At 60.0% G+C, this 19,610-nt stretch carries 24 protein-coding genes; 19 read left to right on the forward strand and 5 right to left on the reverse strand.

Translation table 11 applies throughout. The features are described 5' to 3' along the window. The first annotated feature begins 41 nt into the window (after nucleotides 1-41). Nucleotides 42-1,001: a 23S rRNA pseudouridine(955/2504/2580) synthase RluC gene (gene rluC / locus ACK3CV_RS10150; protein WP_033646448.1), complete on the forward strand. Its 960-nt coding sequence runs from the start codon at nucleotides 42-44 to the stop codon at nucleotides 999-1,001. A gap of 6 nt (nucleotides 1,002-1,007) precedes the next feature. On the opposite strand, the gene ACK3CV_RS10155 is transcribed toward rluC, so the two are convergent. Continuing rightward, nucleotides 1,008-1,589, reverse strand: a complete 582-nt coding sequence (locus ACK3CV_RS10155) for a Maf family protein (protein ID WP_128884684.1) — start codon at nucleotides 1,587-1,589, stop codon at nucleotides 1,008-1,010. Nucleotides 1,590-1,730: 141 nt separating this feature from the next. On the opposite strand from ACK3CV_RS10155, the gene yceD reads away from it, so the two are divergent. The 14 genes from yceD (at nucleotide 1,731) to ptsG (ending at nucleotide 14,040) form a co-directional block, all read left to right on the forward strand. Then, a complete protein-coding gene (gene yceD, locus ACK3CV_RS10160; protein WP_004927780.1) occupies nucleotides 1,731-2,252 on the forward strand; it encodes a 23S rRNA accumulation protein YceD in 522 nt (173 codons plus the stop codon). 16 nt (nucleotides 2,253-2,268) lie between these two features. Beyond that, complete coding sequence (gene rpmF, locus ACK3CV_RS10165) at nucleotides 2,269-2,436, forward strand: 50S ribosomal protein L32 (protein ID WP_004927778.1); 168 nt, start codon at nucleotides 2,269-2,271, stop codon at nucleotides 2,434-2,436. An 11-nt stretch (nucleotides 2,437-2,447) separates the two neighbouring features. Then, entirely contained in the window at nucleotides 2,448-3,482 is a 1,035-nt protein-coding gene (plsX, locus tag ACK3CV_RS10170) for a phosphate acyltransferase PlsX (RefSeq protein WP_025159946.1), read from the forward strand. Between the two features lie 6 nt (nucleotides 3,483-3,488). Then, nucleotides 3,489-4,442, forward strand: a complete 954-nt coding sequence (locus ACK3CV_RS10175; protein WP_025302411.1) for a beta-ketoacyl-ACP synthase III — start codon at nucleotides 3,489-3,491, stop codon at nucleotides 4,440-4,442. An 18-nt stretch (nucleotides 4,443-4,460) separates the two neighbouring features. Continuing rightward, on the forward strand, nucleotides 4,461-5,390 hold the full coding sequence (gene fabD, locus ACK3CV_RS10180; protein ID WP_015377451.1) for an ACP S-malonyltransferase: 930 nt from the start codon (nucleotides 4,461-4,463) through the stop codon (nucleotides 5,388-5,390). 11 nt (nucleotides 5,391-5,401) lie between these two features. After that, nucleotides 5,402-6,136 carry a 3-oxoacyl-ACP reductase FabG gene (gene fabG / locus ACK3CV_RS10185; protein WP_016928193.1) on the forward strand — a complete coding sequence of 245 codons (735 nt, stop codon included), beginning with the start codon at nucleotides 5,402-5,404 and terminating at the stop codon, nucleotides 6,134-6,136. Nucleotides 6,137-6,290: 154 nt separating this feature from the next. Next, nucleotides 6,291-6,527 (forward strand): acyl carrier protein, encoded by a 237-nt coding sequence (gene acpP, locus ACK3CV_RS10190; RefSeq protein ID WP_004719003.1) that lies wholly within the window; start codon nucleotides 6,291-6,293, stop codon nucleotides 6,525-6,527. Between the two features lie 82 nt (nucleotides 6,528-6,609). Beyond that, complete coding sequence (gene fabF / locus ACK3CV_RS10195; protein WP_060706437.1) at nucleotides 6,610-7,851, forward strand: beta-ketoacyl-ACP synthase II; 1,242 nt, start codon at nucleotides 6,610-6,612, stop codon at nucleotides 7,849-7,851. 144 nt (nucleotides 7,852-7,995) lie between these two features. Next, the gene (gene pabC / locus ACK3CV_RS10200; protein WP_164039890.1) at nucleotides 7,996-8,793 is read left to right on the forward strand and encodes an aminodeoxychorismate lyase; all 798 of its coding nucleotides are present in this window, start codon (nucleotides 7,996-7,998) and stop codon (nucleotides 8,791-8,793) included. Between the two features lie 13 nt (nucleotides 8,794-8,806). Then, entirely contained in the window at nucleotides 8,807-9,832 is a 1,026-nt protein-coding gene (gene mltG / locus ACK3CV_RS10205) for an endolytic transglycosylase MltG (RefSeq protein ID WP_033646443.1), read from the forward strand. Then, the gene (gene tmk, locus ACK3CV_RS10210) at nucleotides 9,822-10,460 is read left to right on the forward strand and encodes a dTMP kinase (RefSeq protein WP_164039892.1); all 639 of its coding nucleotides are present in this window, start codon (nucleotides 9,822-9,824) and stop codon (nucleotides 10,458-10,460) included. Before mltG ends, tmk begins: the two co-directional genes overlap by 11 nt. After that, nucleotides 10,460-11,467, forward strand: a complete 1,008-nt coding sequence (gene holB, locus ACK3CV_RS10215; RefSeq protein WP_033638046.1) for a DNA polymerase III subunit delta' — start codon at nucleotides 10,460-10,462, stop codon at nucleotides 11,465-11,467. Before tmk ends, holB begins: the two co-directional genes overlap by 1 nt. 19 nt (nucleotides 11,468-11,486) lie before the next feature. After that, nucleotides 11,487-12,263: a metal-dependent hydrolase gene (locus ACK3CV_RS10220; protein WP_033633350.1), complete on the forward strand. Its 777-nt coding sequence runs from the start codon at nucleotides 11,487-11,489 to the stop codon at nucleotides 12,261-12,263. A 343-nt stretch (nucleotides 12,264-12,606) separates the two neighbouring features. Continuing rightward, nucleotides 12,607-14,040, forward strand: coding sequence for a PTS glucose transporter subunit IIBC (gene ptsG / locus ACK3CV_RS10225; RefSeq protein ID WP_016928184.1), 1,434 nt, complete (start codon nucleotides 12,607-12,609; stop codon nucleotides 14,038-14,040). A 56-nt stretch (nucleotides 14,041-14,096) separates the two neighbouring features. Here the strand turns inward: ptsG and ACK3CV_RS10230 are convergent, their stop codons facing one another. Both ACK3CV_RS10230 and mntR read right to left on the reverse strand, forming a co-directional pair. Then, nucleotides 14,097-14,462: a DUF4180 domain-containing protein gene (locus ACK3CV_RS10230; protein ID WP_033638047.1), complete on the reverse strand. Its 366-nt coding sequence runs from the start codon at nucleotides 14,460-14,462 to the stop codon at nucleotides 14,097-14,099. A gap of 14 nt (nucleotides 14,463-14,476) precedes the next feature. Continuing rightward, nucleotides 14,477-14,947: a manganese-binding transcriptional regulator MntR gene (gene mntR / locus ACK3CV_RS10235; protein WP_033638048.1), complete on the reverse strand. Its 471-nt coding sequence runs from the start codon at nucleotides 14,945-14,947 to the stop codon at nucleotides 14,477-14,479. Nucleotides 14,948-15,177: 230 nt separating this feature from the next. Here mntR and ACK3CV_RS10240 point away from each other — a divergent pair, with 230 nt between their 5' ends. After that, on the forward strand, nucleotides 15,178-16,482 hold the full coding sequence (locus tag ACK3CV_RS10240; protein WP_033638049.1) for an Nramp family divalent metal transporter: 1,305 nt from the start codon (nucleotides 15,178-15,180) through the stop codon (nucleotides 16,480-16,482). A gap of 22 nt (nucleotides 16,483-16,504) precedes the next feature. Here ACK3CV_RS10240 and ACK3CV_RS10245 read toward each other — a convergent pair whose 3' ends face one another. Further along, nucleotides 16,505-17,254, reverse strand: a complete 750-nt coding sequence (locus ACK3CV_RS10245; RefSeq protein WP_033638050.1) for an SDR family oxidoreductase — start codon at nucleotides 17,252-17,254, stop codon at nucleotides 16,505-16,507. A 99-nt stretch (nucleotides 17,255-17,353) separates the two neighbouring features. Here ACK3CV_RS10245 and ACK3CV_RS10250 point away from each other — a divergent pair, with 99 nt between their 5' ends. Continuing rightward, complete coding sequence (locus tag ACK3CV_RS10250; protein WP_072265263.1) at nucleotides 17,354-17,731, forward strand: winged helix-turn-helix transcriptional regulator; 378 nt, start codon at nucleotides 17,354-17,356, stop codon at nucleotides 17,729-17,731. On the opposite strand, the gene ACK3CV_RS10255 is transcribed toward ACK3CV_RS10250, so the two are convergent. Continuing rightward, entirely contained in the window at nucleotides 17,728-18,633 is a 906-nt protein-coding gene (locus ACK3CV_RS10255; protein WP_164039893.1) for a transporter substrate-binding domain-containing protein, read from the reverse strand. The two genes, ACK3CV_RS10250 and ACK3CV_RS10255, sit on opposite strands and share 4 nt — an antisense overlap. Before the next feature lie 221 nt (nucleotides 18,634-18,854). Between ACK3CV_RS10255 and hinT the strand changes: the two genes are divergently transcribed. Continuing rightward, nucleotides 18,855-19,205 (forward strand): purine nucleoside phosphoramidase, encoded by a 351-nt coding sequence (gene hinT, locus ACK3CV_RS10260; RefSeq protein ID WP_004928776.1) that lies wholly within the window; start codon nucleotides 18,855-18,857, stop codon nucleotides 19,203-19,205. A gap of 11 nt (nucleotides 19,206-19,216) precedes the next feature. Then, nucleotides 19,217-19,606, forward strand: a complete 390-nt coding sequence (locus ACK3CV_RS10265; RefSeq protein WP_033638052.1) for a YcfL family putative periplasmic lipoprotein — start codon at nucleotides 19,217-19,219, stop codon at nucleotides 19,604-19,606. Nucleotides 19,607-19,610: the final 4 nt, after the last annotated feature.

Raw genomic sequence — 19,610 nt, forward strand, 5'->3', positions numbered from 1 at the left:
GATGTGGCGCTATTCACGCGCTCTATTTAGAATCCCGCACCATGAAAACGAACAATCCAGCAGTACAATTCATCACGATTTCCGACGACGAAGCCGGTCAGAGAATCGACAACTTTCTGCTCGCTCGCCTGAAAGGCGTGCCGAAGAGCATGATTTACCGCATCGTGCGCAAAGGCGAGGTGCGGGTCAATAAAGGGCGCATCAAGGTCGAATACAAATTGGCGGCCGGCGACGTGGTGCGCGTGCCGCCGGTGCGGGTGGCCGAGCGCGAAGAGACGCCGGTGTCGGCCAAGCTGGATAAGGTAGCTGCGCTGGCCGATTGCATTCTGTATGAAGACGACCACCTGCTGATCCTCAACAAGCCTTCCGGCACCGCGGTGCACGGCGGCAGCGGCCTGAGCTTCGGCGTGATCGAAGGGCTTCGCGCGCTGCGCCCGGAAGCCCGCTTCCTCGAGCTGGTGCACCGTCTGGATCGCGATACCTCCGGCGTGCTGCTGGTGGCCAAGAAGCGTTCCGCGCTGCGCTCGCTGCACGAGCAGCTGCGGCTGAAGGGCATGCAGAAGGATTATCTGGCGCTGGTGCGCGGCCAGTGGCAATCCCACTGCAAGGCCGTACAGGCGCCGCTGCTGAAAAACATTCTGCAAAGCGGCGAGCGCATCGTGCGCGTCAGCAGCGAAGGCAAGCCTTCGGAAACCCGCTTCAAGGTGGAAGAGCGTTACGAATTCGCCACCCTGGTGAAGGCCAGCCCGATCACCGGGCGCACTCACCAGATCCGCGTGCACACGCTGCATGCCGGGCACCCGATCGCCTTTGACGATCGCTATGGCGACCGCGAGTTCGATCGCCAGCTGGCGGGTACCGGCCTGAAGCGGTTGTTCCTGCACGCCGCGGCGCTGCGCTTCGAGCATCCGGCCACCGGCGAAACGATGCGCATCGAAGCGCCGATGGACCAAGAGCTGCGCCACTGCCTGCAGGTGCTGCGCCGGCAGGTGGCCAAGTAATCCGCGTCAGAGCAGCGGGTTGATGCCTTCAGCCCGCAACATGTCCAACAGCGCGATCAACGGCAGGCCGATCAGGGCGTTCGGGTCCCGGCCTTCCAACCTGTCGAACAGCGCGATCCCCAATCCCTCGCTCTTGAAACTGCCCGCGCAGTTCAGCGGTTGCTCCAGACGTACATAGGCGGCGATCTCCGCTTCGCTCAACGCGCGAAAATGCACGTGGAACGGCTCGCACAGGGCCTGCAGCTGCTTGCTGCGGCCGTTGTACAGCGCCAGGCCGGTATAGAAGGTTACGGCCTGGGCGCTGGCCTGGCGCAGCTGCGCCCGGGCGTTTTCCTCGGTATGGGGCTTGCCGGTGATGTTGCCATCGATCACGCAGACCTGATCGGAGCCGATGATCAGATGCTCGGGATAGGCGAGGGCCAGCGCCTGAGCCTTCGCCGCCGCCAGGCGCAGCACCAGCGCTTCGGCGCTTTCGCCCGGCAGTGGGGTTTCATCCACCTCGGGTGCGGCGCAGTCGAAGGGCAGCCGTAACTTCTCCAGCAGCATTTTTCGATAGGGTGAGGTGGAGGCTAAAAGCAATCTCTGCATAATTTTTTTCGCAAACCGTAGCGTAAATGGGTATGGCATTTTAAACTGTCGGCCGCTGTGGAAGCGAATATTGGTGAAAGGAGCCGTTTTACGGCCTTTTTCTTTGACTCTATGTCGTTACAAAGTTAATATGCGCGCCCTATGCAAAAGGTAAAATTACCCTTGACCATTGATGCGGTACGTACCGCTCAGAAACGCCTGGACTATGCTGGTGTCTATGCGCCTGAGCAGGTTACTCGTGTTGCCGACTCCGTGGTCAGTGTGGACAGTGATGTCGAGGTGTCGTTGTCGTTCAATATCGACAATCAACGCCTCGCGGTGATAACAGGGCATGCGGACGTCACGGTAACGTTGATGTGCCAACGCTGTGGAGTCCCGTTCGAACATCAGGTTCACACAACATATTGTTTTAGCCCGGTCGTCAATGATGAGCAGGCTGAGGCATTACCGGAAGCGTACGAACCGATCGAAGTTGACGAGTTTGGCGAAGTCGATCTGTTGGCGATGATTGAAGACGAAATTATTCTTTCACTGCCTGTCGTTCCGGTACATGAATCTGAACACTGTGAAGTGTCCGAAGCGGACATGGTATTTGGCCAACTGCCTCCCGAGGCGGAGAAACCGAATCCGTTTGCCGTATTAGCCAGTTTAAAGCGTAAGTAATTGAGGAGTAAGGTCCATGGCCGTACAACAGAATAAACCAACCCGTTCCAAGCGTGGCATGCGTCGTTCTCACGATGCTCTGACCACGACTACTCTGTCTGTAGACAAAGTATCCGGTGAAACTCACCGTCGTCACCACATCACTGCCGACGGTTTCTACCGCGGTCGCAAGGTTATCGGCTAAGTAGCGATACCTTGACTCGTCTAACCCTGGCGTTAGATGCAATGGGCGGGGACTTCGGTCCCTGCGTCACAGTGCCTGCTTCGTTGCAGGCACTGGCCTCTAATTTACAGCTTCATCTCCTGCTGGTCGGCAATCCCGACGTCATCTCCCCTTTGCTTGCCCACGCCGATCCGGTTCTTCTGGAGCGTCTGCAAGTCGTGCCCGCCGAGTCCGTGATCGCCGGCGACGCCAAACCTTCACAAGCGATACGCGCCAGCCGCGGCACGTCGATGCGCATTGCGCTCGAACAGCTCAGCAGCGGCAACGCGCAGGGCTGCGTCAGCGCCGGCAATACCGGCGCGCTGATGGGATTGGCGAAGCTGTTGGTCAAGCCGTTGGAGGGCATTGAGCGCCCGGCGCTGATGACGGTGATCCCGAACCAGCAGCGCAGCAAAACCGTGGTGCTGGATCTGGGCGCTAACGTCGAGTGCGACAGCACCATGCTGGTGCAGTTTGCCGTGATGGGCGCGGTGATGGCGGAAGAGGTGATCGGCATTGCGCAACCGCGGGTGGCGCTGCTGAATATCGGCGAAGAAGAGACCAAAGGCCTGGATAATATCCGCGAAGCGGCCGCTGTGCTAAAAAATACTCCGGCAATCAACTATATTGGTTACCTGGAAGGCAACGAACTGCTCACCGGCAAGACCGATGTGTTGGTCTGCGACGGCTTCGTGGGCAACGTCACGCTGAAAACCATGGAAGGGGTGGTCAGGGTGTTCTTATCGCTGCTGAAATCGTCCGGCGATGGAAACAAGCGAGCCTGGTGGCTGAAATTGTTGGGCCGTTGGTTGCAAAAACGGGTGGTTAAGCGGTTCGGCCACCTGAACCCCGACCAGTATAATGGCGCATGTCTGTTAGGATTGCGCAGCACCGTAGTCAAGAGCCACGGCGCTGCGAACCCTCACGCGTTTGCAGTCGCAATCGAACAGGCTGTGCAGGCGGTGCAGCGGCAAGTCCCGGAAAGGATTGCTGCGCGCCTTGAGGCTGTATTACCTAAGAGTGACTGATCGTACATGTATACAAAGATTCTCGGTACGGGGAGTTATTTGCCCGTACAAGTGCGCACCAATGCTGATTTGGAAAAAATGGTGGATACCTCTGACGAATGGATCGTCACGCGTACCGGTATCCGCGAACGTCGCATCGCCGCTGCGGATGAAACCGTTGCGACGATGAGCTTCCAGGCCGCTGAGAAAGCGCTGGAAATGGCAGGTGTGGCTAAAGAAGACATTGGGCTGATCGTCGTGGCGACCACCACGACCACTCACGCGTTCCCGAGCGCGGCGTGCCTGGTGCAGCAAATGCTGGGCATCAAAGACTGTGCGGCGTTCGATCTGGCTGCGGCCTGCGCCGGCTTTACTTATGCGCTCAGCGTGGCCGATCAGTATGTTAAAAACGGCGCGGTCAAACATGCGCTGGTTATCGGCGCGGACGTCTTGTCGCGCACGCTGGATCCTGAAGATCGCGGCACCATCATTTTGTTTGGCGATGGCGCAGGGGCGGTGGTGCTGGGGGCTTCTGAAGCGCCGGGCATTCTTTCTACCCATCTGCATGCCGACGGCAGCTACGGCAACCTGCTGACGCTGCCGTACAAGGATCGCCAGAATCAAGACAAGCCGGCCTATGTCACCATGGCGGGCAACGAAGTCTTCAAGGTTGCGGTTACCGAGCTGGCGCGCATCGTCGACGAGACGCTGCAGGCCAACAACATGGACCGCAGCGAGCTGGATTGGCTGGTGCCGCACCAGGCCAACCTGCGCATCATCAGCGCAACGGCGAAAAAACTGGGCATGGGGATGGACAAAGTGGTGGTGACGCTCGATCGTCACGGCAACACCTCTGCCGCCTCGGTGCCTTCCGCACTGGACGAAGCGGTGCGCGACGGGCGAATTCAGCGTGGCCAACTGGTGCTGCTGGAGGCCTTCGGCGGCGGCTTTACCTGGGGCTCGGCGCTGGTTCGTTTCTGATTTGGACAGGAAGAAAAAATGACGCAATTTGCTTTTGTTTTCCCGGGCCAGGGGTCGCAGACCGTTGGCATGCTGGCCGAGTTGGCCGCACAGTTCCCGATCGTCGAAGAAACCTTCGGCGAAGCCTCTTCCGCACTGGGGTACGACCTGTGGCAGCTGGTGCAGCAAGGCCCGGCGGAAGAGCTGAACAAAACCTGGCAGACCCAACCGGCTCTGCTGGCCGCCTCGGTGGCGATTTTCCGCGTTTGGCAACAGCAGGGCGGTAAAGCGCCGGCGCTGATGGCGGGCCACAGCCTGGGCGAATACTCGGCGCTGGTCTGCGCCGGCGTGCTGGACTTCAAGGCGGCGATCCGTCTGGTCGAGCTGCGCGGCAAGCTGATGCAGGAAGCGGTGCCGGAAGGCACCGGCGCGATGTACGCCATCATCGGTCTGGACAACGACGCGATCGCCAAGGCGTGTGAAGAGTCTGCGCAGGGGCAGGTGGTTTCTCCGGTCAACTTCAACTCGCCGGGCCAGGTGGTCATCGCCGGCAACAAAGAAGCGGTTGAGCGCGCAGGCGCTGCCTGCAAAGCCGCAGGCGCCAAGCGCGCGCTGCCGCTGCCGGTGAGCGTGCCTTCGCACTGCGCGCTGATGAAACCGGCCGCCGACAAGCTGGCCGTGGCGCTTCAGGATATCACCTTCAACGCGCCGCAGGTGCCGGTGGTGAACAACGTCGACGTGCGTACCGAAAACGATCCGGAAGCGATCCGTAGCGCGCTGGTGCGTCAGCTGTACAGCCCGGTGCGTTGGACCGAGAGCGTAGAATTTATCGCAGCACAGGGAGTGACGTCGCTGCTGGAAGTGGGGCCGGGCAAAGTGCTGACCGGTCTGACTAAACGTATTGTTGACACCCTGACGGCTGCGGCGGTGAACGACACCGCCAGCCTGTCGGCGGCGCTTGAACAATAAAGAGGAAAATGATGAGCTTCGAAGGTAAAATCGTTCTGGTCACCGGCGCGAGCCGCGGTATTGGCCGAGCTATTGCAGAAACGTTTGTGGCACGCGGCGCCAAAGTGATCGGCACCGCGACCAGCGAGAGCGGCGCTGAAGCGATCAGCAGCTACCTGGGCGCAAACGGCAAAGGGTTTATGTTGAACGTTGTTGATGCGCAATCTATCGACAGCGTGCTGGCATCGATTCGCGCCGAATTTGGCGAAATCGACATTTTAGTGAATAATGCCGGCATCACGCGTGATAACCTGCTGATGCGTATGAAGGATGATGAGTGGGAGGATATCCTCGACACCAACCTGACTTCCGTATTCCGCCTGTCAAAAGCGGTAATGCGCGCTATGATGAAAAAGCGGTTTGGCCGTATCATCACCATCGGTTCCGTTGTCGGCACCATGGGGAACGCAGGGCAGGCGAACTACGCGGCGGCTAAAGCCGGTCTGATTGGTTTTAGCAAATCTTTGGCACGTGAAGTTGCTTCGCGTGGCATTACGGTCAACGTCGTGGCACCTGGCTTTATTGAGACGGACATGACACGGGCGTTGACAGATGATCAACGCGCAGGCATTTTGTCATCAGTTCCAGCCAACCGGCTGGGCGATGCTAAAGAAATCGCCAGCGCTGTTGCATTTTTGGCCTCTGATGAGGCCGGCTATATCACCGGTGAAACGTTACATGTCAATGGCGGCATGTACATGATTTAAAAAATGTGAAAACCATTTGCGTTATTTGAGGCAAAAACCGCAAAATAGCGTAAAATCGTGGTTTGACCAGCCGGGATTTAGTTGCATCTTTTTCAGCATTTTATACACTACGAAAACCATCGCGAAAGCGAGTTTTGATAGGAAATTTAAGAGTATGAGCACTATCGAAGAACGCGTTAAGAAAATCATTGTTGAGCAACTGGGTGTTAAACAGGAAGAAGTTTTGAACAACGCTTCTTTCGTTGAAGATCTGGGCGCTGATTCTCTTGACACCGTTGAGCTGGTAATGGCACTGGAAGAAGAATTCGACACCGAGATTCCAGACGAAGAAGCTGAGAAGATCACTACTGTTCAGGCAGCTATTGATTTCATCAACGCTAGCCAGCAGTAAGAGAACATATCTAGGCGGTCGCTCGACCGCCTAAGTTTTTTCTATCCCTAGTGTCATATTTTTCCCTCCCTGGAGGACAAACGTGTCTAAGCGTCGAGTAGTTGTGACCGGACTGGGCATGTTGTCTCCTGTCGGCAATACGGTAGAGTCCACGTGGAACGCTCTTCTTGCCGGTCAGAGTGGCATCAGCCTGATCGACCATTTCGATACCACTGCCTATGCGACCAAGTTTGCTGGCCTGGTAAAGAATTTTAATTCCGAGGATTTCATCTCGCGCAAAGATGCGCGCAAGATGGACGCCTTTATCCAGTACGGTATCGCTGCTGGCATGCAAGCCATGCAGGATGCAGGCCTGGACATCACCGAGGCTAACGCCAGCCGCATTGGAGCCGCGATCGGTTCCGGCATCGGCGGCCTGGGTTTGATCGAAGAAAACCACAGTTCACTGGTTAACGGTGGCCCACGGAAAATCAGTCCGTTCTTCGTGCCATCCACCATCGTGAATATGATTGCCGGTCACCTGACAATCATGTACGGCATGCGTGGCCCAAGCATTTCCATCGCCACCGCCTGTACTTCAGGTGTGCACAACATCGGCCATGCGGCGCGTATCATTGCCTACAATGATGCGGACGTGATGCTGGCCGGTGGGGCAGAGAAAGCCAGCACCCCATTGGGCGTCGGCGGCTTTGGCGCAGCGCGCGCCCTGTCCACCCGTAATGACAACCCGCAGGCGGCGAGCCGTCCGTGGGATAAAGACCGCGACGGCTTTGTGCTGGGCGACGGCGCCGGCATGATGGTGCTGGAAGAGTACGAGCACGCGAAAAAGCGCGGCGCGAAAATCTACGCCGAAGTGGTGGGCTTTGGGATGAGCAGCGATGCTTATCACATGACGTCGCCACCGGAAAACGGCGCAGGCGCTGCGCTGGCGATGGAAAATGCCCTGCTTGACGCCGGTGTGACCCCGTCACAAATCGGCTACATCAACGCGCACGGCACCTCTACGCCAGCGGGCGACCAGGCGGAAGCGCAGGCGGTGAAATCCGTCTTCGGCGCCGATGCAGAGCGCGTGCTGGTGAGCTCGACCAAATCGATGACTGGCCACCTGTTGGGTGCGGCAGGCGCGATCGAGTCTATCTTCACCGTGCTGGCGCTGCGCGATCAGGCGGTACCGCCAACCATCAACCTGGATAACCCGGATGAAGGTTGCGATCTGGACTTCGTGCCTCACGAAGCGCGCCAGGTCAGCGATATGGCGTTCAGCCTGTGTAACTCCTTCGGCTTCGGCGGCACCAACGGCTCGCTGATCTTCCGCCGAGTGTAACTCGCGCTGTGGATAGCTGATGAAAAGCCCGGTTTTTAACCGGGCTTTTTTACGCCTGCCGTTTGGCCGCCGGCGGGGCTGCGTATCGTCTCGCCGCCTGCTATCCTGCGAGCGTAATGAAATCACCCGGCAACAGGAGGAAGCATGTACTGGATTAACGGACAACGCCATGATGCGCTGGCGCCGAGCGATCGCGGCCTGCAGTTCGGCGATGGCTGCTTTACTACTGCCCGGGTTATCGATGGTAAAATCGAGCTGCTGCCCTGGCATCTGGAGCGGCTGCAGCAAGCGGCGCAGCGGCTGATGCTGCCCGCCACCGATTGGCTGGCTTTCGAGCGGGAGATGGCGCTGGCGGCCGAATCAATTCCGCTCGGCGTGGTCAAAGCGATACTGACGCGCGGCAGCGGCGGGCGGGGTTACAGCCCGACGGGGTGCGAAAACCCGACGCGTATCGTCGCCCGCAGCAGCTACCCTGCGCACTATTTGCAGTGGCGCGAGCAGGGCATCACGCTTGCGCTCAGCCCGGTGGCGCTGGCGCGCAATCCGTTGCTGGCGGGGTTGAAGCATTTGAACCGCCTGGAGCAGGTGCTGATCCGCGCGCATCTTGACCAGACGGCCGCCGACGAGGCGCTGGTGCTTGACACTGCCGGTATGCTGGTGGAATGCTGTGCGGCTAATTTGTTCTGGCGTAAGGGAAAAGCGGTATTTACCCCGGATCTGAGCCAGGCAGGCGTCGCGGGCCTGATGCGGCGGCGGGTGATCGCGCTGCTGGCAGACTCGGAATATCGTCTGCACTGCGTCAGTGAACCGCTGGAGACGCTGGCCGATGCCGACGAAGTCCTGGTGAGCAATGCGCTGATGCCGCTGCTGCCGGTAAACGCTGCGCAATCATGGCGCTATGCTTCGCGCCAGCTGTATGATTTTTTGCGTCCACACTGTTAACCATGGCTGATTGATGAAGAAAAGAAAGCTGAAGGTCCTGTCTATTATTGTTGTTCTGGTATTGGCGCTGCTGTTTTGGGGCTACCAGAAGATCGAACGCTTTGCCGATACGCCACTGGCTATCCAACAAGAAACCATCTTCAAACTGCCGGCCGGCACCGGTCGGGTAGCGCTGGAAGGGCTATTGGTGCGCGATAAGCTGGTGCGCAACGGCCGCTGGTTCCAGTGGCTGCTGAAGCTGGAGCCGGAGCTGGCGGAGTTTAAAGCCGGTACCTACCGGTTCACGCCGGGCATGACGGTGCGCCAGATGCTGAAACTGTTGGCCAGCGGCAAAGAGGCGCAGTTCACCGCACGCTTTATCGAAGGCTCACGCCTGCGTGACTGGCAGCAGGTGCTGCAGCAGTCCAAGTACCTGAAACACACCCTGGCGGGCAAGAGCGAAGCGGAGATTGCCGCCGCGCTCGGCATTCCTGCGGGAGAAACGCCGGAAGGGCATTTGTACCCGGATACCTATCAGTATACCGCCGGCATGAGCGACATCGCGCTGCTCAAACGCGCACACGTGCGCATGAACAAAGCGCTGCAGGCCGCCTGGGCCGGCCGCGACACCAGCCTGCCGTATAAAACGCCGGAAGAGCTGCTGACCATGGCCTCGATCGTCGAGAAAGAGACTGCGGTGCCGGAAGAGCGCAGCAAGGTGGCGTCGGTGTTCGTCAACCGCTTGCGCATCGGCATGCGCCTGCAGACCGATCCGACGGTGATCTACGGCATGGGCGAAAGCTATAATGGCAACATCACGCGCAAGGATCTGGAGACGCCGACGCCTTACAACACCTATGTGATCGCTGGCCTGCCGCCAACGCCGATCGCCATGCCGGGTGAGGCCTCGCTGCAGGCGGCCGCCAATCCGGCCAAAACGCCTTATCTCTATTTTGTCGCCGACGGCAAGGGTGGGCATACCTTCACCACCAATCTGGCGAGCCATAACCAGGCGGTGCGCGTGTACCGTCAGGCGTTAAAGGAAAAGAATGAAAAGTAAATTCGTTGTTATCGAAGGGCTGGAAGGCGCGGGTAAAACCACCGCGCGCGACACGGTGGTCAATGTGCTGCGCGAACACGGCGTCAACGACATCGTCTTCACCCGCGAGCCGGGCGGTACGCCGCTGGCGGAGAAACTGCGCGATCTGTTCAAGCGCGGCATCGACGGCGAATTGCCGACCATCAAGGCCGAAGTATTGATGCTGTACGCCGCGCGCGTGCAACTGGTGGAAACCGTGATCAAACCGGCCCTGGCGCGCGGCGCCTGGGTGGTGGGCGATCGCCACGATCTCTCTTCACAGGCTTACCAGGGCGGCGGCCGCGGCGTGGATCCGCAGCTGATGAGCTCGCTGCGCGACACCGTGCTGGGGGATTTTCGCCCGGACTTGACGGTGTATCTCGATCTGCCGCCGCTGGTCGGCCTGCAACGCGCACAGGCGCGCGGTCAGCTGGATCGCATCGAACAGGAGGCGCTGCCGTTCTTCGAACGCACCCGCGCTCGCTATCTCGAGCTGGCGGCGCAGGATGAAACCATCGTCACCGTCGACGCCGCCCAGCCGCTGGAGCAGGTGACCGTGGCGATCCGCGACTGCGTCGGCCACTGGCTGCGGCAGCAGGAAGGCGCATAATGAACTGGTACCCGTGGCTGAACGGCCCTTATCGCCAGCTGATTGGGCAGTACGCCGACGGCCGAGGCCATCATGCGCTGCTGCTGCACGCGGCGGCGGGCAACGGTGACGATGCGCTGGCCTACGGCCTGAGCCGCTGGTTGATCTGCCAGCAGCGCAACGGTGAAAAAAGCTGCGGCGAGTGCCACAGCTGCCGGCTGATGCTGGCGGGAAACCACCCGGATTATCACGTGCTGGCGCCGGAAAAGGGCAAGAGCAGCCTGGGCATCGAGCCGATCCGCCAGGTGATTGAAACGCTGTACGCCCACGCGCAGCAGGGCGGCGCTAAAGTGATTTGGCTGCCGCAGGCGGAACAGCTGACCGAAGCGGCGGCCAACGCGCTGCTTAAAACGCTGGAAGAGCCGCCGGAGAAAACCTATTTTCTGCTGGGCTGCCGTGAGCCGTCGCGGCTGATGGCGACGTTGCGCAGCCGCTGCCTGTATTGGCATTTGGCCAGCCCGGATGAGCAACTCAGCCTGCAGTGGCTGGGCCGACAGGCGGCCGGCTCTCAGACGGACCGCCTCACGGCGCTGCGCCTGCACGACGGCGCGCCGCTGGCCGCCGAACAGCTGTTGCAGCCGCAGCAGTGGCAACAGCGCAGCGCCCTGTGCGCCGCGTTGAGCGCCGCGCTGCCGCAGCGCGATATGCTGTCGCTGTTGCCGGTGCTGAACCATGAAGACGTCGCCGAGCGCCTGCACTGGCTGTGCGCGTTGCTGGTGGACGCGATGAAGTGGCAGCAGGGCGCGCATCACTATGTATTGAATCAGGATCAGCAGCCGCTGGTGCATCAGCTGGCCAGCCTGCTGAGCAGCGCCTCGCTGCAGCAGATCGTGCAGCAGTGGCTGAACTGCCGCCATCAGCTGCTCAGCGTGGTGGGCGTCAACCGCGAGCTGCTGCTGACCGAACAGTTACTTCGCTGGGAACAGATGCTCGGCGCCGCCGGCTATTCCCAACCTCATTCGCTGTAAAGTAAAAGAGTTAAAAATTATGTTGTTAGTCGATTCTCATTGCCACCTTGACAGTCTGGATTATCAAACGCTGCACCAGAATGTGGACGATGCGCTGGCCAAAGCCAAGGCGCGCGACGTCGGCTATGTGCTGGCGGTTGCCACCACGCTGCCGGGTTACCGTTCCATGACCGAGCTGATCGGCGAGCGCAACGACGTGGCCTTCTCCTGCGGGGTGCATCCGCTCAATCTGGAAGAGGGGTATGATTACGCCGAACTGCGTCGCCTGGCGGCGGCGGAGCAAGTGGTGGCGCTGGGGGAGACCGGGCTCGATTACTTCTACCAGAAAGACAACCTTGAGCTGCAGCAGGACTCTTTCCGCGAACATATCCGCATCGGCCGGGATCTGAACAAGCCGGTGATCGTCCACACTCGCGATGCGCGCGCGGACACGCTGGCGATCCTGCGTGAAGAGAACGCACAGGACTGCGGCGGCGTACTCCACTGCTTCACTGAAGATCTGGCCACGGCCGAAGCTCTGCTGGATCTGGGCTTCTACATCTCCTTCTCGGGCATCGTCACCTTCCGCAACGCCGAACAGCTGCGCGAGGTGGCGCGCTATGTGCCGCTGGATCGCATTCTGGTGGAAACCGACTCGCCTTATCTGGCACCGGTGCCGCATCGCGGCAAAGAAAACCAACCCGCCTATGTGCGCGATGTGGCTGAATACATGGCGGTATTGAAGGGCGTCAGCCTGGAACAACTGGCCGAAGCCACCACCGCCAACTTTTCACGTTTATTTCACCTCGATCTGTGATCTTTGACCTAGGCTATAGCTGTAGGTCATTGTCTGCGTAATTTTTTTTAAGCTCGTAATTAATCACTGAAACGGGTAAGGTTCCCTCCCGTTTCAGGGTGATTGATGCGTGTTTTTTGGTCTGTTTCGCCAAAAAACAGCCGGTTTATGCAAAGTTACCGCGGCTCGATCATCGAAACGTGATTGTCATCAAACATTGCGCAGGCTATTTATTTTACTCTGCGTAATAAATTCAAGGGGTGCTCAGACACCCTGAATTGCAGGGGTTTTTCTCCCCCCCTTGCAGCGCGAATCATCGCGACAAGAAGTAGCAAAGCATTATTACTCAGGAGCACACTCAACTATGTTCAAGAACGCATTTGCAAACCTGCAAAAAGTAGGTAAATCGCTCATGCTGCCGGTGTCCGTGTTGCCTATCGCAGGTATCCTGCTGGGCGTCGGCTCCGCCAACTTTAGCTGGCTACCTGCGGTAGTCTCCCACGTGATGGCGGAAGCGGGCGGTTCGGTCTTCGCCAACATGCCGCTGATTTTCGCCATCGGCGTCGCTTTGGGCTTCACCAACAACGACGGCGTTTCCGCGCTGGCGGCGGTGGTGGCCTACGGCATCATGGTGAAAACCATGGCGGTGGTTGCGCCGCTGGTGCTGCACCTGCCGGCTGAAGAGATTGCGGCCAAACACCTGGCGGATACCGGTGTGCTCGGGGGGATTATCTCCGGCGCCATCGCGGCCTATATGTTCAACCGCTTCTTCCGCATTCAACTGCCGGAATACCTGGGCTTCTTTGCCGGTAAGCGTTTCGTGCCGATCATTTCCGGTCTGGCGGCGATCGTTCTGGGCGTAGTGCTGTCCTTCATCTGGCCGCCGATCGGTACGGCTATCCAGACCTTCTCGCAGTGGGCGGCCTATCAGAACCCGGTCGTGGCCTTCGGCATTTACGGCGTGGTTGAGCGTGCTCTGGTGCCGTTCGGTCTGCACCACATCTGGAACGTACCGTTCCAAATGCAAATCGGTGAATTCACCAACGCGGCGGGCCAGGTATTCCACGGCGACATCCCTCGCTACATGGCGGGCGACCCTACCGCGGGCAAACTGTCCGGCGGCTTCCTGTTCAAAATGTACGGTCTGCCTGCTGCGGCCATCGCCATCTGGCACTCGGCCAAGCCGGAAAACCGCGCGAAAGTCGGCGGCATCATGATCTCCGCCGCGCTGACCTCGTTCCTGACCGGTATCACCGAGCCGATCGAGTTCTCCTTCATGTTCGTCGCGCCGATCCTGTACGTGATCCACGCTATCCTGGCCGGCCTGGCGTTCCCAATCTGCATCCTGTTGGGCATGCGCGATGGCACCAGCTTCTCGCACGGCCTGATCGACTTTATCGTACTGAGCGGCAACAGCAGCAAAATCTGGCTGTTCCCAATCGTCGGCATCGTCTACGGTCTGGTGTACTACACCATCTTCCGCGTGCTGATCGCCAAGCTGGATCTGAAAACCCCGGGCCGTGAAGACACCGCTGCCGAGCAGACTGCGCAGGGCGGTTCAGAAATGTCCGCGGCGCTGGTTCAGGCCTTCGGCGGTAAAGAAAACATCACTAACCTGGATGCTTGTATCACCCGTCTGCGCGTCAGCGTGGCCGACGTGTCCAAAGTTGATCAGGCGGGCCTGAAGAAACTGGGCGCAGCCGGCGTAGTCGTCGCGGGCTCCGGCGTGCAGGCCATCTTCGGCACCAAGTCCGACAACCTGAAAACCGATATGGACGAATACATCCGTAATCACTGATTCAGGCAGGGGAGTTACCAAGGGAGGCGAAAGCCTCCCTTTTTTATTGCCTGCCGTCAGGCACCAAGCCGCTGTTCGAGTTCGGCAAGAGAAGGGAGGAACCAGACCTGTTCGCCGCGGTTGGCTTCACGCACGAAATCTTGCAGCGCGTTGCTTTGCGCCAGCCAGGGGGAGATATCGCCCAGCAGCGCAACGCGCAGGCGGTAGTTGATGAATTTCTGCAATACGGCGCCGGCCACGCCGCTTCTGAGCTGGAAAAAGGCGGTGTTGAGGCGGTTGACGGGGAGGGCAATCATTCCGGCATCGTGCTCAAAGGCGGGCGCGATAAACAGGCTGACGTCGTTTTCGTCTTTCAATGGCGGCCCGGCTTCGGCGAAAACCACCAGGCGCAGATCATGGATTTGCCGCACGGCGTAGCTCATCGGCGCTCCGGGAGTCAGGGCTTGGCGTGCTTTTGCAGGTAATGCTCGAACACCGCCAGCGTTTCGTCCGAGATATGGTGCTCAATCCCTTCGCTGTCCAGCTCGGCGGTTTCGCTCGGCACCCCGACGCACATCAGCAGATCGACCACGATGCGGTGACGGCGGCGCACCTTCTGCGCCAGCAGCTCGCCTTCTTCCGTTAAAAACACCCCGCGATAAGGGCGCGATTCCACCAGTCCGGCGCTTTTCAGCCGCGCGATATTTTTGATCGCCGTCGGGTGAGACACGCCGAAGCGGCGCGCGATGTCGGTGGTTCTGGCTTCGCGGGTGCTTTGCAGCAAATCGGCGATCAGCTCAACGTAATCTTCGATCAGCGCATTGGACTGCGCTTCGCGGGCGCGGCTAAAACGCAGGGCGTGCTCGGCCTCGTCCGGCATGTCGGTCTGGGCGTGGCGGTCGGCGTTATCTGGCGCGCGGGTAACCATAGCGTGGGGCGTCCTGTAAGCATAAAAATGGCATCTCCCGGCAGTGCGGGGAGGGTTGCCCTAAGTTAGTCCAAATAGCACACATTATCAATTCGATGCCACGCATTGTGGTAGTTAGAAATATCTCTACACAAAGCCAATGAATTTCGCCTGTTGCATAAAGTGTAGCCGATGCTACATTGTCGGCATGGTAGGTGGAAAAATAACCAGTGAAAGATTGAGGGTAATTCATGCGTGACGCGGCAACCACTCCATCGTTAACCGAACGGACCAACATCGCGATTGGCGCCGCCCTTGCCGGACGCAAGCGCGGCGCCTTTACGCCGTTGCTGTTCGCCGGCCCGGCGGTGATTGCCTCTATTGCCTATATGGATCCCGGCAACTTCGCCACCAATATTCAGGCCGGGGCGAAATACGGCTACAGCCTGCTGTGGGTGGTGGTGATGGCCAACCTGATCGCCATGCTGTTCCAGGCGCTGTCGGCCAAGCTCGGCATCGTCACCAACCGTAATCTGGCGGAGATGTGCCGCGACCAGTTTTCACGGCCGGTAGTGATCGGCATGTGGCTGCTCAGCGAAGTGGCGGCGATGGCCACCGATCTGGCGGAGTTTCTCGGCGGGGCGATCGCGCTGGCGCTGCTGTTCCATATGCCGCTGCTGGCGGGGATGGGGGTGACGGCGGTGATCACCTATGCGCTGTTAATGGTGGAAAAGAAAGGTTTCCGCCCGGTCGAGCTGATGATCGGCGGCCTGGTGGGCATCATCGCGCTGTGCTATCTGGTGGAGATGTTCATCGTACCGGTGGACTGGCAAGCGGCCGGCCTCGGCATGGTGACGCCGCAGTTGCCGGACGCGCAGGCGCTGACCATCGCCGTCGGCATTATTGGCGCAACCGTGATGCCGCACGCCATTTTCCTGCACTCGGGGCTGACCCAGCACCGTAGCCCGGCCAGCGACAACGGCGAGCGGCGCAAGCTGCTGCGTTTTTCCAATATTGAAGTGGTGATCGCGCTGGCGCTTGCCGGGCTGGTGAATATTGCGATGGTGATCATGGCCTCAAGCGCCTTCCACGCCGGTAATAGCGACGTGGCCGAAATTGGCACCGCCTACCATACGTTGACGCCGCTGTTCGGCGCGGCGGCCGCCGGCATCTTCCTCGCTTCGTTGATCGCCTCCGGCATTTCCAGCTCGGTGGTGGGCACCATGGCCGGGCAAATGATCATGCAGGGCTTCGTCGGTTTTCGCATCCCGGTGTGGGTGCGCCGCCTGGTCACCATGGTGCCGGCGTTTATCGTGGTGGCGATGGGCGTCAACGCCACCGACGCGCTGGTCTATAGCCAGGTGGTACTGAGCCTGGCGCTGCCGGCGCCGATGATTGCGCTGGTGATGTTCACCCGCCGCCGCGACATCATGGGCGAGTTCGCCAACGGCCGCTGGACCAGTCTGGCGGCGGTGGTCGGCACGGTGGTGATCGTGCTGCTCAACGTGGTGCTGCTGTTGCAGACCTTCGGCGTCGAGATCCCTGGGCTGGGGTGATCTTATGGGCCGCGTCGCTAAATTATAAATTCCCCACGCCGCCGTCCATCTGCAGCTCGGCGCCGACCATAAAGGCCGACTCGTCCGCCGCCAGAAACACCGCCGCTTTGGCCAGCTCCAGCGCGCTGCCCATGCGGCCGATCGGCACCAGCGCGCGGATATCGTCGCGTAATGCCTGTTCATCCGCTTCCGCCAGCCCCAGCTTACCCAACGCCGGGGTTTCGGTCGGGCCGGGGCTGAGGCCGTTAAGGCGAATGCCGCGCGCGTGCAGCTCGCCGGAGAGCGTTCTGGCCAAAGACAACAAACCGGCTTTGCTGGCGGCGTAGGCGCTGCTCTGCGGCAGGCCGATATGGGCGCTGACCGAACCGCATAGGATCACCGAAGAAGGGTTGGCCAGCAGCGGCAGCAGCGCCTGGATCAGAAAAAACGGCCCTTTCAGATTGATGTCCATCAGCCGCTGATAGCTCTGCTCATCCCACTCCTGCAGCGGGCGATGCGTAACGTCGCCGGCGTTGATGTACAGCACGTCCAGCCGCGGCCACCGTTGCCCCAGCCGCTGCGCCAGTTCGCGCTGCTGCGGAATATCGCCGGCGTCGCTCAGCAGCAACAGCGCCTTGCTTCCCAATGCCTGGCCCGCCGCGTCCAGGGCGCTTTGGCTGCGTCCGGTGATCGCCACCGTCGCGCCCTCGGCGATGAACTGGCGGGCGGTTTCCAACCCGATGCCGCTGGTGCCGCCGGTAATCAATGCGTATTTGCCTTGCAGTCGTGCCATAACCGATTCCTCTTTAGCGTCAGTTGCGGCATTATTTGCGCTATAGTTCCTTTTGCATAGTAGGCACCTTTTGGATACTAAAGGACGAGGCGGGATGAAATGACGGCACAAGCGCCATTCGCGGCGGAAAATAATTTGGCGGCGTTGCCGCCGGCGGGCGAACCCTGCCCGATGGTGGACTTCGTCAATCTGGTGTCGGGCAAGTGGGCGATACCGATCCTGTACCGGCTGATAATGATCGATGGCCCGGTGCGATTCAGCGAGCTGCAGCGGGCGGTGGCGCCCATTGCGCAGAAAGAGCTGACGCGTCAGCTGCGGCTGTTCGAGCAGCGCGGCCTGGTGACGCGGCAGGTGTTTCCCGAAGTGCCGCCTCGGGTGGAGTATCAGGTCACCGCGCTCGGCAAATCGCTGCGGCCGACGCTGGACTCGCTGGCCGAGTGGATGCGTCGGCATGCCCCGCAGCTGATCGGCGGCTAGTCGCCGATGCCCGGCGGGTTGATGGCGGAGCGCTCGACCTTTTCGTCGCCTTCGCCCCAGCGCTGCAGCACCTGCGCGTATTCGCCGCTGACGATCGCGCCATTGATCGCGGCGTTGACGGCGTTCACCAATCCGTTGCCTTTTTTGGTGGTGACCGCGACGTAGGCCACGCTGGGGCCGATGCCGACCATTTTGGTTTTGCCGGTCAGCGCCGCCTTGTAGGCGCCGGTGGAGTGGGGGCCGAAGAACGCATCGGCGCGCCCGGACTGAATGCTGAGGTTGGTGGCGGCGTCGTCGGTCACGTAGATCAGCTGCACCGGCGGCAACCCGGCGGCGCGGTTTTGCTTATCCCATCCCAACAGTATGTTTTCCTGATTGGTGCCGGATCCGACGATGATCCGCAGCCCGGCGACGTCCTGCGGCCGGTTGATCGAGGTGATGTGGCTGGTGGATTTGACGTAAAAGCCCAGCGTGTCCACCCGATAAGTCGCGAAGTCGAATTTGGTCTTGCGCAGTTTGGTGACGGCGATGTTGAAGATCGCCGCGTCGTATTTGCCGGCGCTGATGCCCAGCGGCCAATCTTCCCACGAGGTAGGCACCAGATTCAGCGCCAGCCCGAGGCTGTCGGCCACCAGGCGGGCGATGTCCGGATCGCTGCCGATCAGCGTTTTATTGTCCTCGGCGAACAGCGCCAGCGGCGGGGAGTTCTCGAACGCCACCGCCACCGTCAGCTTGCCGGGCACCGCGAAGTGAAAGTTTGCCGGAATCAGTGCGATAGCGGCCGGGTTTTTCTCCGCGCGTATCGGCTCTCGGTTAGCCTGCAGATCGATACCGCCCGCCGTGGCCGCCTGCACGGCGGCGCTCAGCAACAGCGCGCACAGCGCCGAAATCTTCAGTGGCATAGCACCCTCTATCCTTTGTTAATCATGGGGTTACTATTGGCGGCGGCGCGGGGCAAGTAAAGCAACAATAGTGAATAACCAAAGTGAAAAGATGCACAAGCGGGGCGCCGGGCTGCGCGAATCTGCAGCACTCGACGTGGAAAGTGCGCAATCAGGTTGAAAGCAGTAGAATTTGTCACTCATACTGCGTACAGCTAATTGTGTAAAACAAGGAACGCCAGATGGCCGAAGAAACGATTTTCAGTAAAATTATCCGCCGCGAAATCCCTGCTGATGTGGTTTATCAGGACGAACTGGTCACCGCTTTCCGTGACATCTCTCCCCAGGCACCCACCCATGTGCTGATCGTTCCCAACGTGCTGATCCCAACCGTCAACGACGTGACCGTGGAGCATGAAGCCGCGCTGGGCCGCATGATCACCGCCGCGGCGAAGATCGCCGAACAGGAAGGCATCGCCGAGGACGGCTACCGCCTGATCGTCAACTGCAACCGCCACGCCGGTCAGGAGGTCTATCATATTCACATGCACCTGGTCGGTGGCCGCTCGCTGGGGCCGCTGCTGTCACGTTAAGCGAGGAAATCATGCGCGGTAAAAAAACTCTCCGTGGTCTGATGGCGTTGGCGCTGCCCGCCGCGTTGCTGATGGGATGCAGTTCACCGCCCGGCATCGCGGTCAACCAAGGGCAGACGGTGGTGATGGATCCTTCGGTGCTGACCGCCGGCATTTTGGCCGATACGCCCTCGATTTCGAATGCCTCCGGGCGGGTGATGGCGACCTCGGTGCTCAACAACAGCCAAATGACGCCGGTCACCGTACATTACCGCTTCTATTGGTACGACGCGCAGGGGCTGGATATTCGCCCCTTCGAGAAACCGCGCGAGATCGTGGTGGCGCCCGACTCGGACGCCAAAATTTACTCGATTAACGGCAATCTGGACGCTAAAAGCGCGCGTCTGTATCTGTACCTGTAAGCGC

The organism is Serratia sp. TSO36 (genome assembly GCF_057808395.1).

Bases quoted from the DNA above. Each gene is read 5' to 3' on its own strand.
- rluC (WP_033646448.1), top strand. From the start codon at position 42: ATGAAAACGAACAATCCAGCAGTACAATTCATCACGATTTCCGACGAC.
- ACK3CV_RS10155 (WP_128884684.1), bottom strand. From the start codon at position 1,589: ATGCAGAGATTGCTTTTAGCCTCCACCTCACCCTATCGAAAAATGCTG.
- yceD (WP_004927780.1), top strand. From the start codon at position 1,731: ATGCAAAAGGTAAAATTACCCTTGACCATTGATGCGGTACGTACCGCT.
- rpmF (WP_004927778.1), top strand. From the start codon at position 2,269: ATGGCCGTACAACAGAATAAACCAACCCGTTCCAAGCGTGGCATGCGT.
- ACK3CV_RS10175 (WP_025302411.1), top strand. From the start codon at position 3,489: ATGTATACAAAGATTCTCGGTACGGGGAGTTATTTGCCCGTACAAGTG.
- fabD (WP_015377451.1), top strand. From the start codon at position 4,461: ATGACGCAATTTGCTTTTGTTTTCCCGGGCCAGGGGTCGCAGACCGTT.
- fabG (WP_016928193.1), top strand. From the start codon at position 5,402: ATGAGCTTCGAAGGTAAAATCGTTCTGGTCACCGGCGCGAGCCGCGGT.
- acpP (WP_004719003.1), top strand. From the start codon at position 6,291: ATGAGCACTATCGAAGAACGCGTTAAGAAAATCATTGTTGAGCAACTG.
- pabC (WP_164039890.1), top strand. From the start codon at position 7,996: ATGTACTGGATTAACGGACAACGCCATGATGCGCTGGCGCCGAGCGAT.
- mltG (WP_033646443.1), top strand. From the start codon at position 8,807: ATGAAGAAAAGAAAGCTGAAGGTCCTGTCTATTATTGTTGTTCTGGTA.
- tmk (WP_164039892.1), top strand. From the start codon at position 9,822: ATGAAAAGTAAATTCGTTGTTATCGAAGGGCTGGAAGGCGCGGGTAAA.
- holB (WP_033638046.1), top strand. From the start codon at position 10,460: ATGAACTGGTACCCGTGGCTGAACGGCCCTTATCGCCAGCTGATTGGG.
- ACK3CV_RS10220 (WP_033633350.1), top strand. From the start codon at position 11,487: ATGTTGTTAGTCGATTCTCATTGCCACCTTGACAGTCTGGATTATCAA.
- ptsG (WP_016928184.1), top strand. From the start codon at position 12,607: ATGTTCAAGAACGCATTTGCAAACCTGCAAAAAGTAGGTAAATCGCTC.
- ACK3CV_RS10230 (WP_033638047.1), bottom strand. From the start codon at position 14,462: ATGAGCTACGCCGTGCGGCAAATCCATGATCTGCGCCTGGTGGTTTTC.
- mntR (WP_033638048.1), bottom strand. From the start codon at position 14,947: ATGGTTACCCGCGCGCCAGATAACGCCGACCGCCACGCCCAGACCGAC.
- ACK3CV_RS10240 (WP_033638049.1), top strand. From the start codon at position 15,178: ATGCGTGACGCGGCAACCACTCCATCGTTAACCGAACGGACCAACATC.
- ACK3CV_RS10245 (WP_033638050.1), bottom strand. From the start codon at position 17,254: ATGGCACGACTGCAAGGCAAATACGCATTGATTACCGGCGGCACCAGC.
- ACK3CV_RS10250 (WP_072265263.1), top strand. From the start codon at position 17,354: ATGACGGCACAAGCGCCATTCGCGGCGGAAAATAATTTGGCGGCGTTG.
- ACK3CV_RS10255 (WP_164039893.1), bottom strand. From the start codon at position 18,633: ATGCCACTGAAGATTTCGGCGCTGTGCGCGCTGTTGCTGAGCGCCGCC.
- hinT (WP_004928776.1), top strand. From the start codon at position 18,855: ATGGCCGAAGAAACGATTTTCAGTAAAATTATCCGCCGCGAAATCCCT.
- ACK3CV_RS10265 (WP_033638052.1), top strand. From the start codon at position 19,217: ATGCGCGGTAAAAAAACTCTCCGTGGTCTGATGGCGTTGGCGCTGCCC.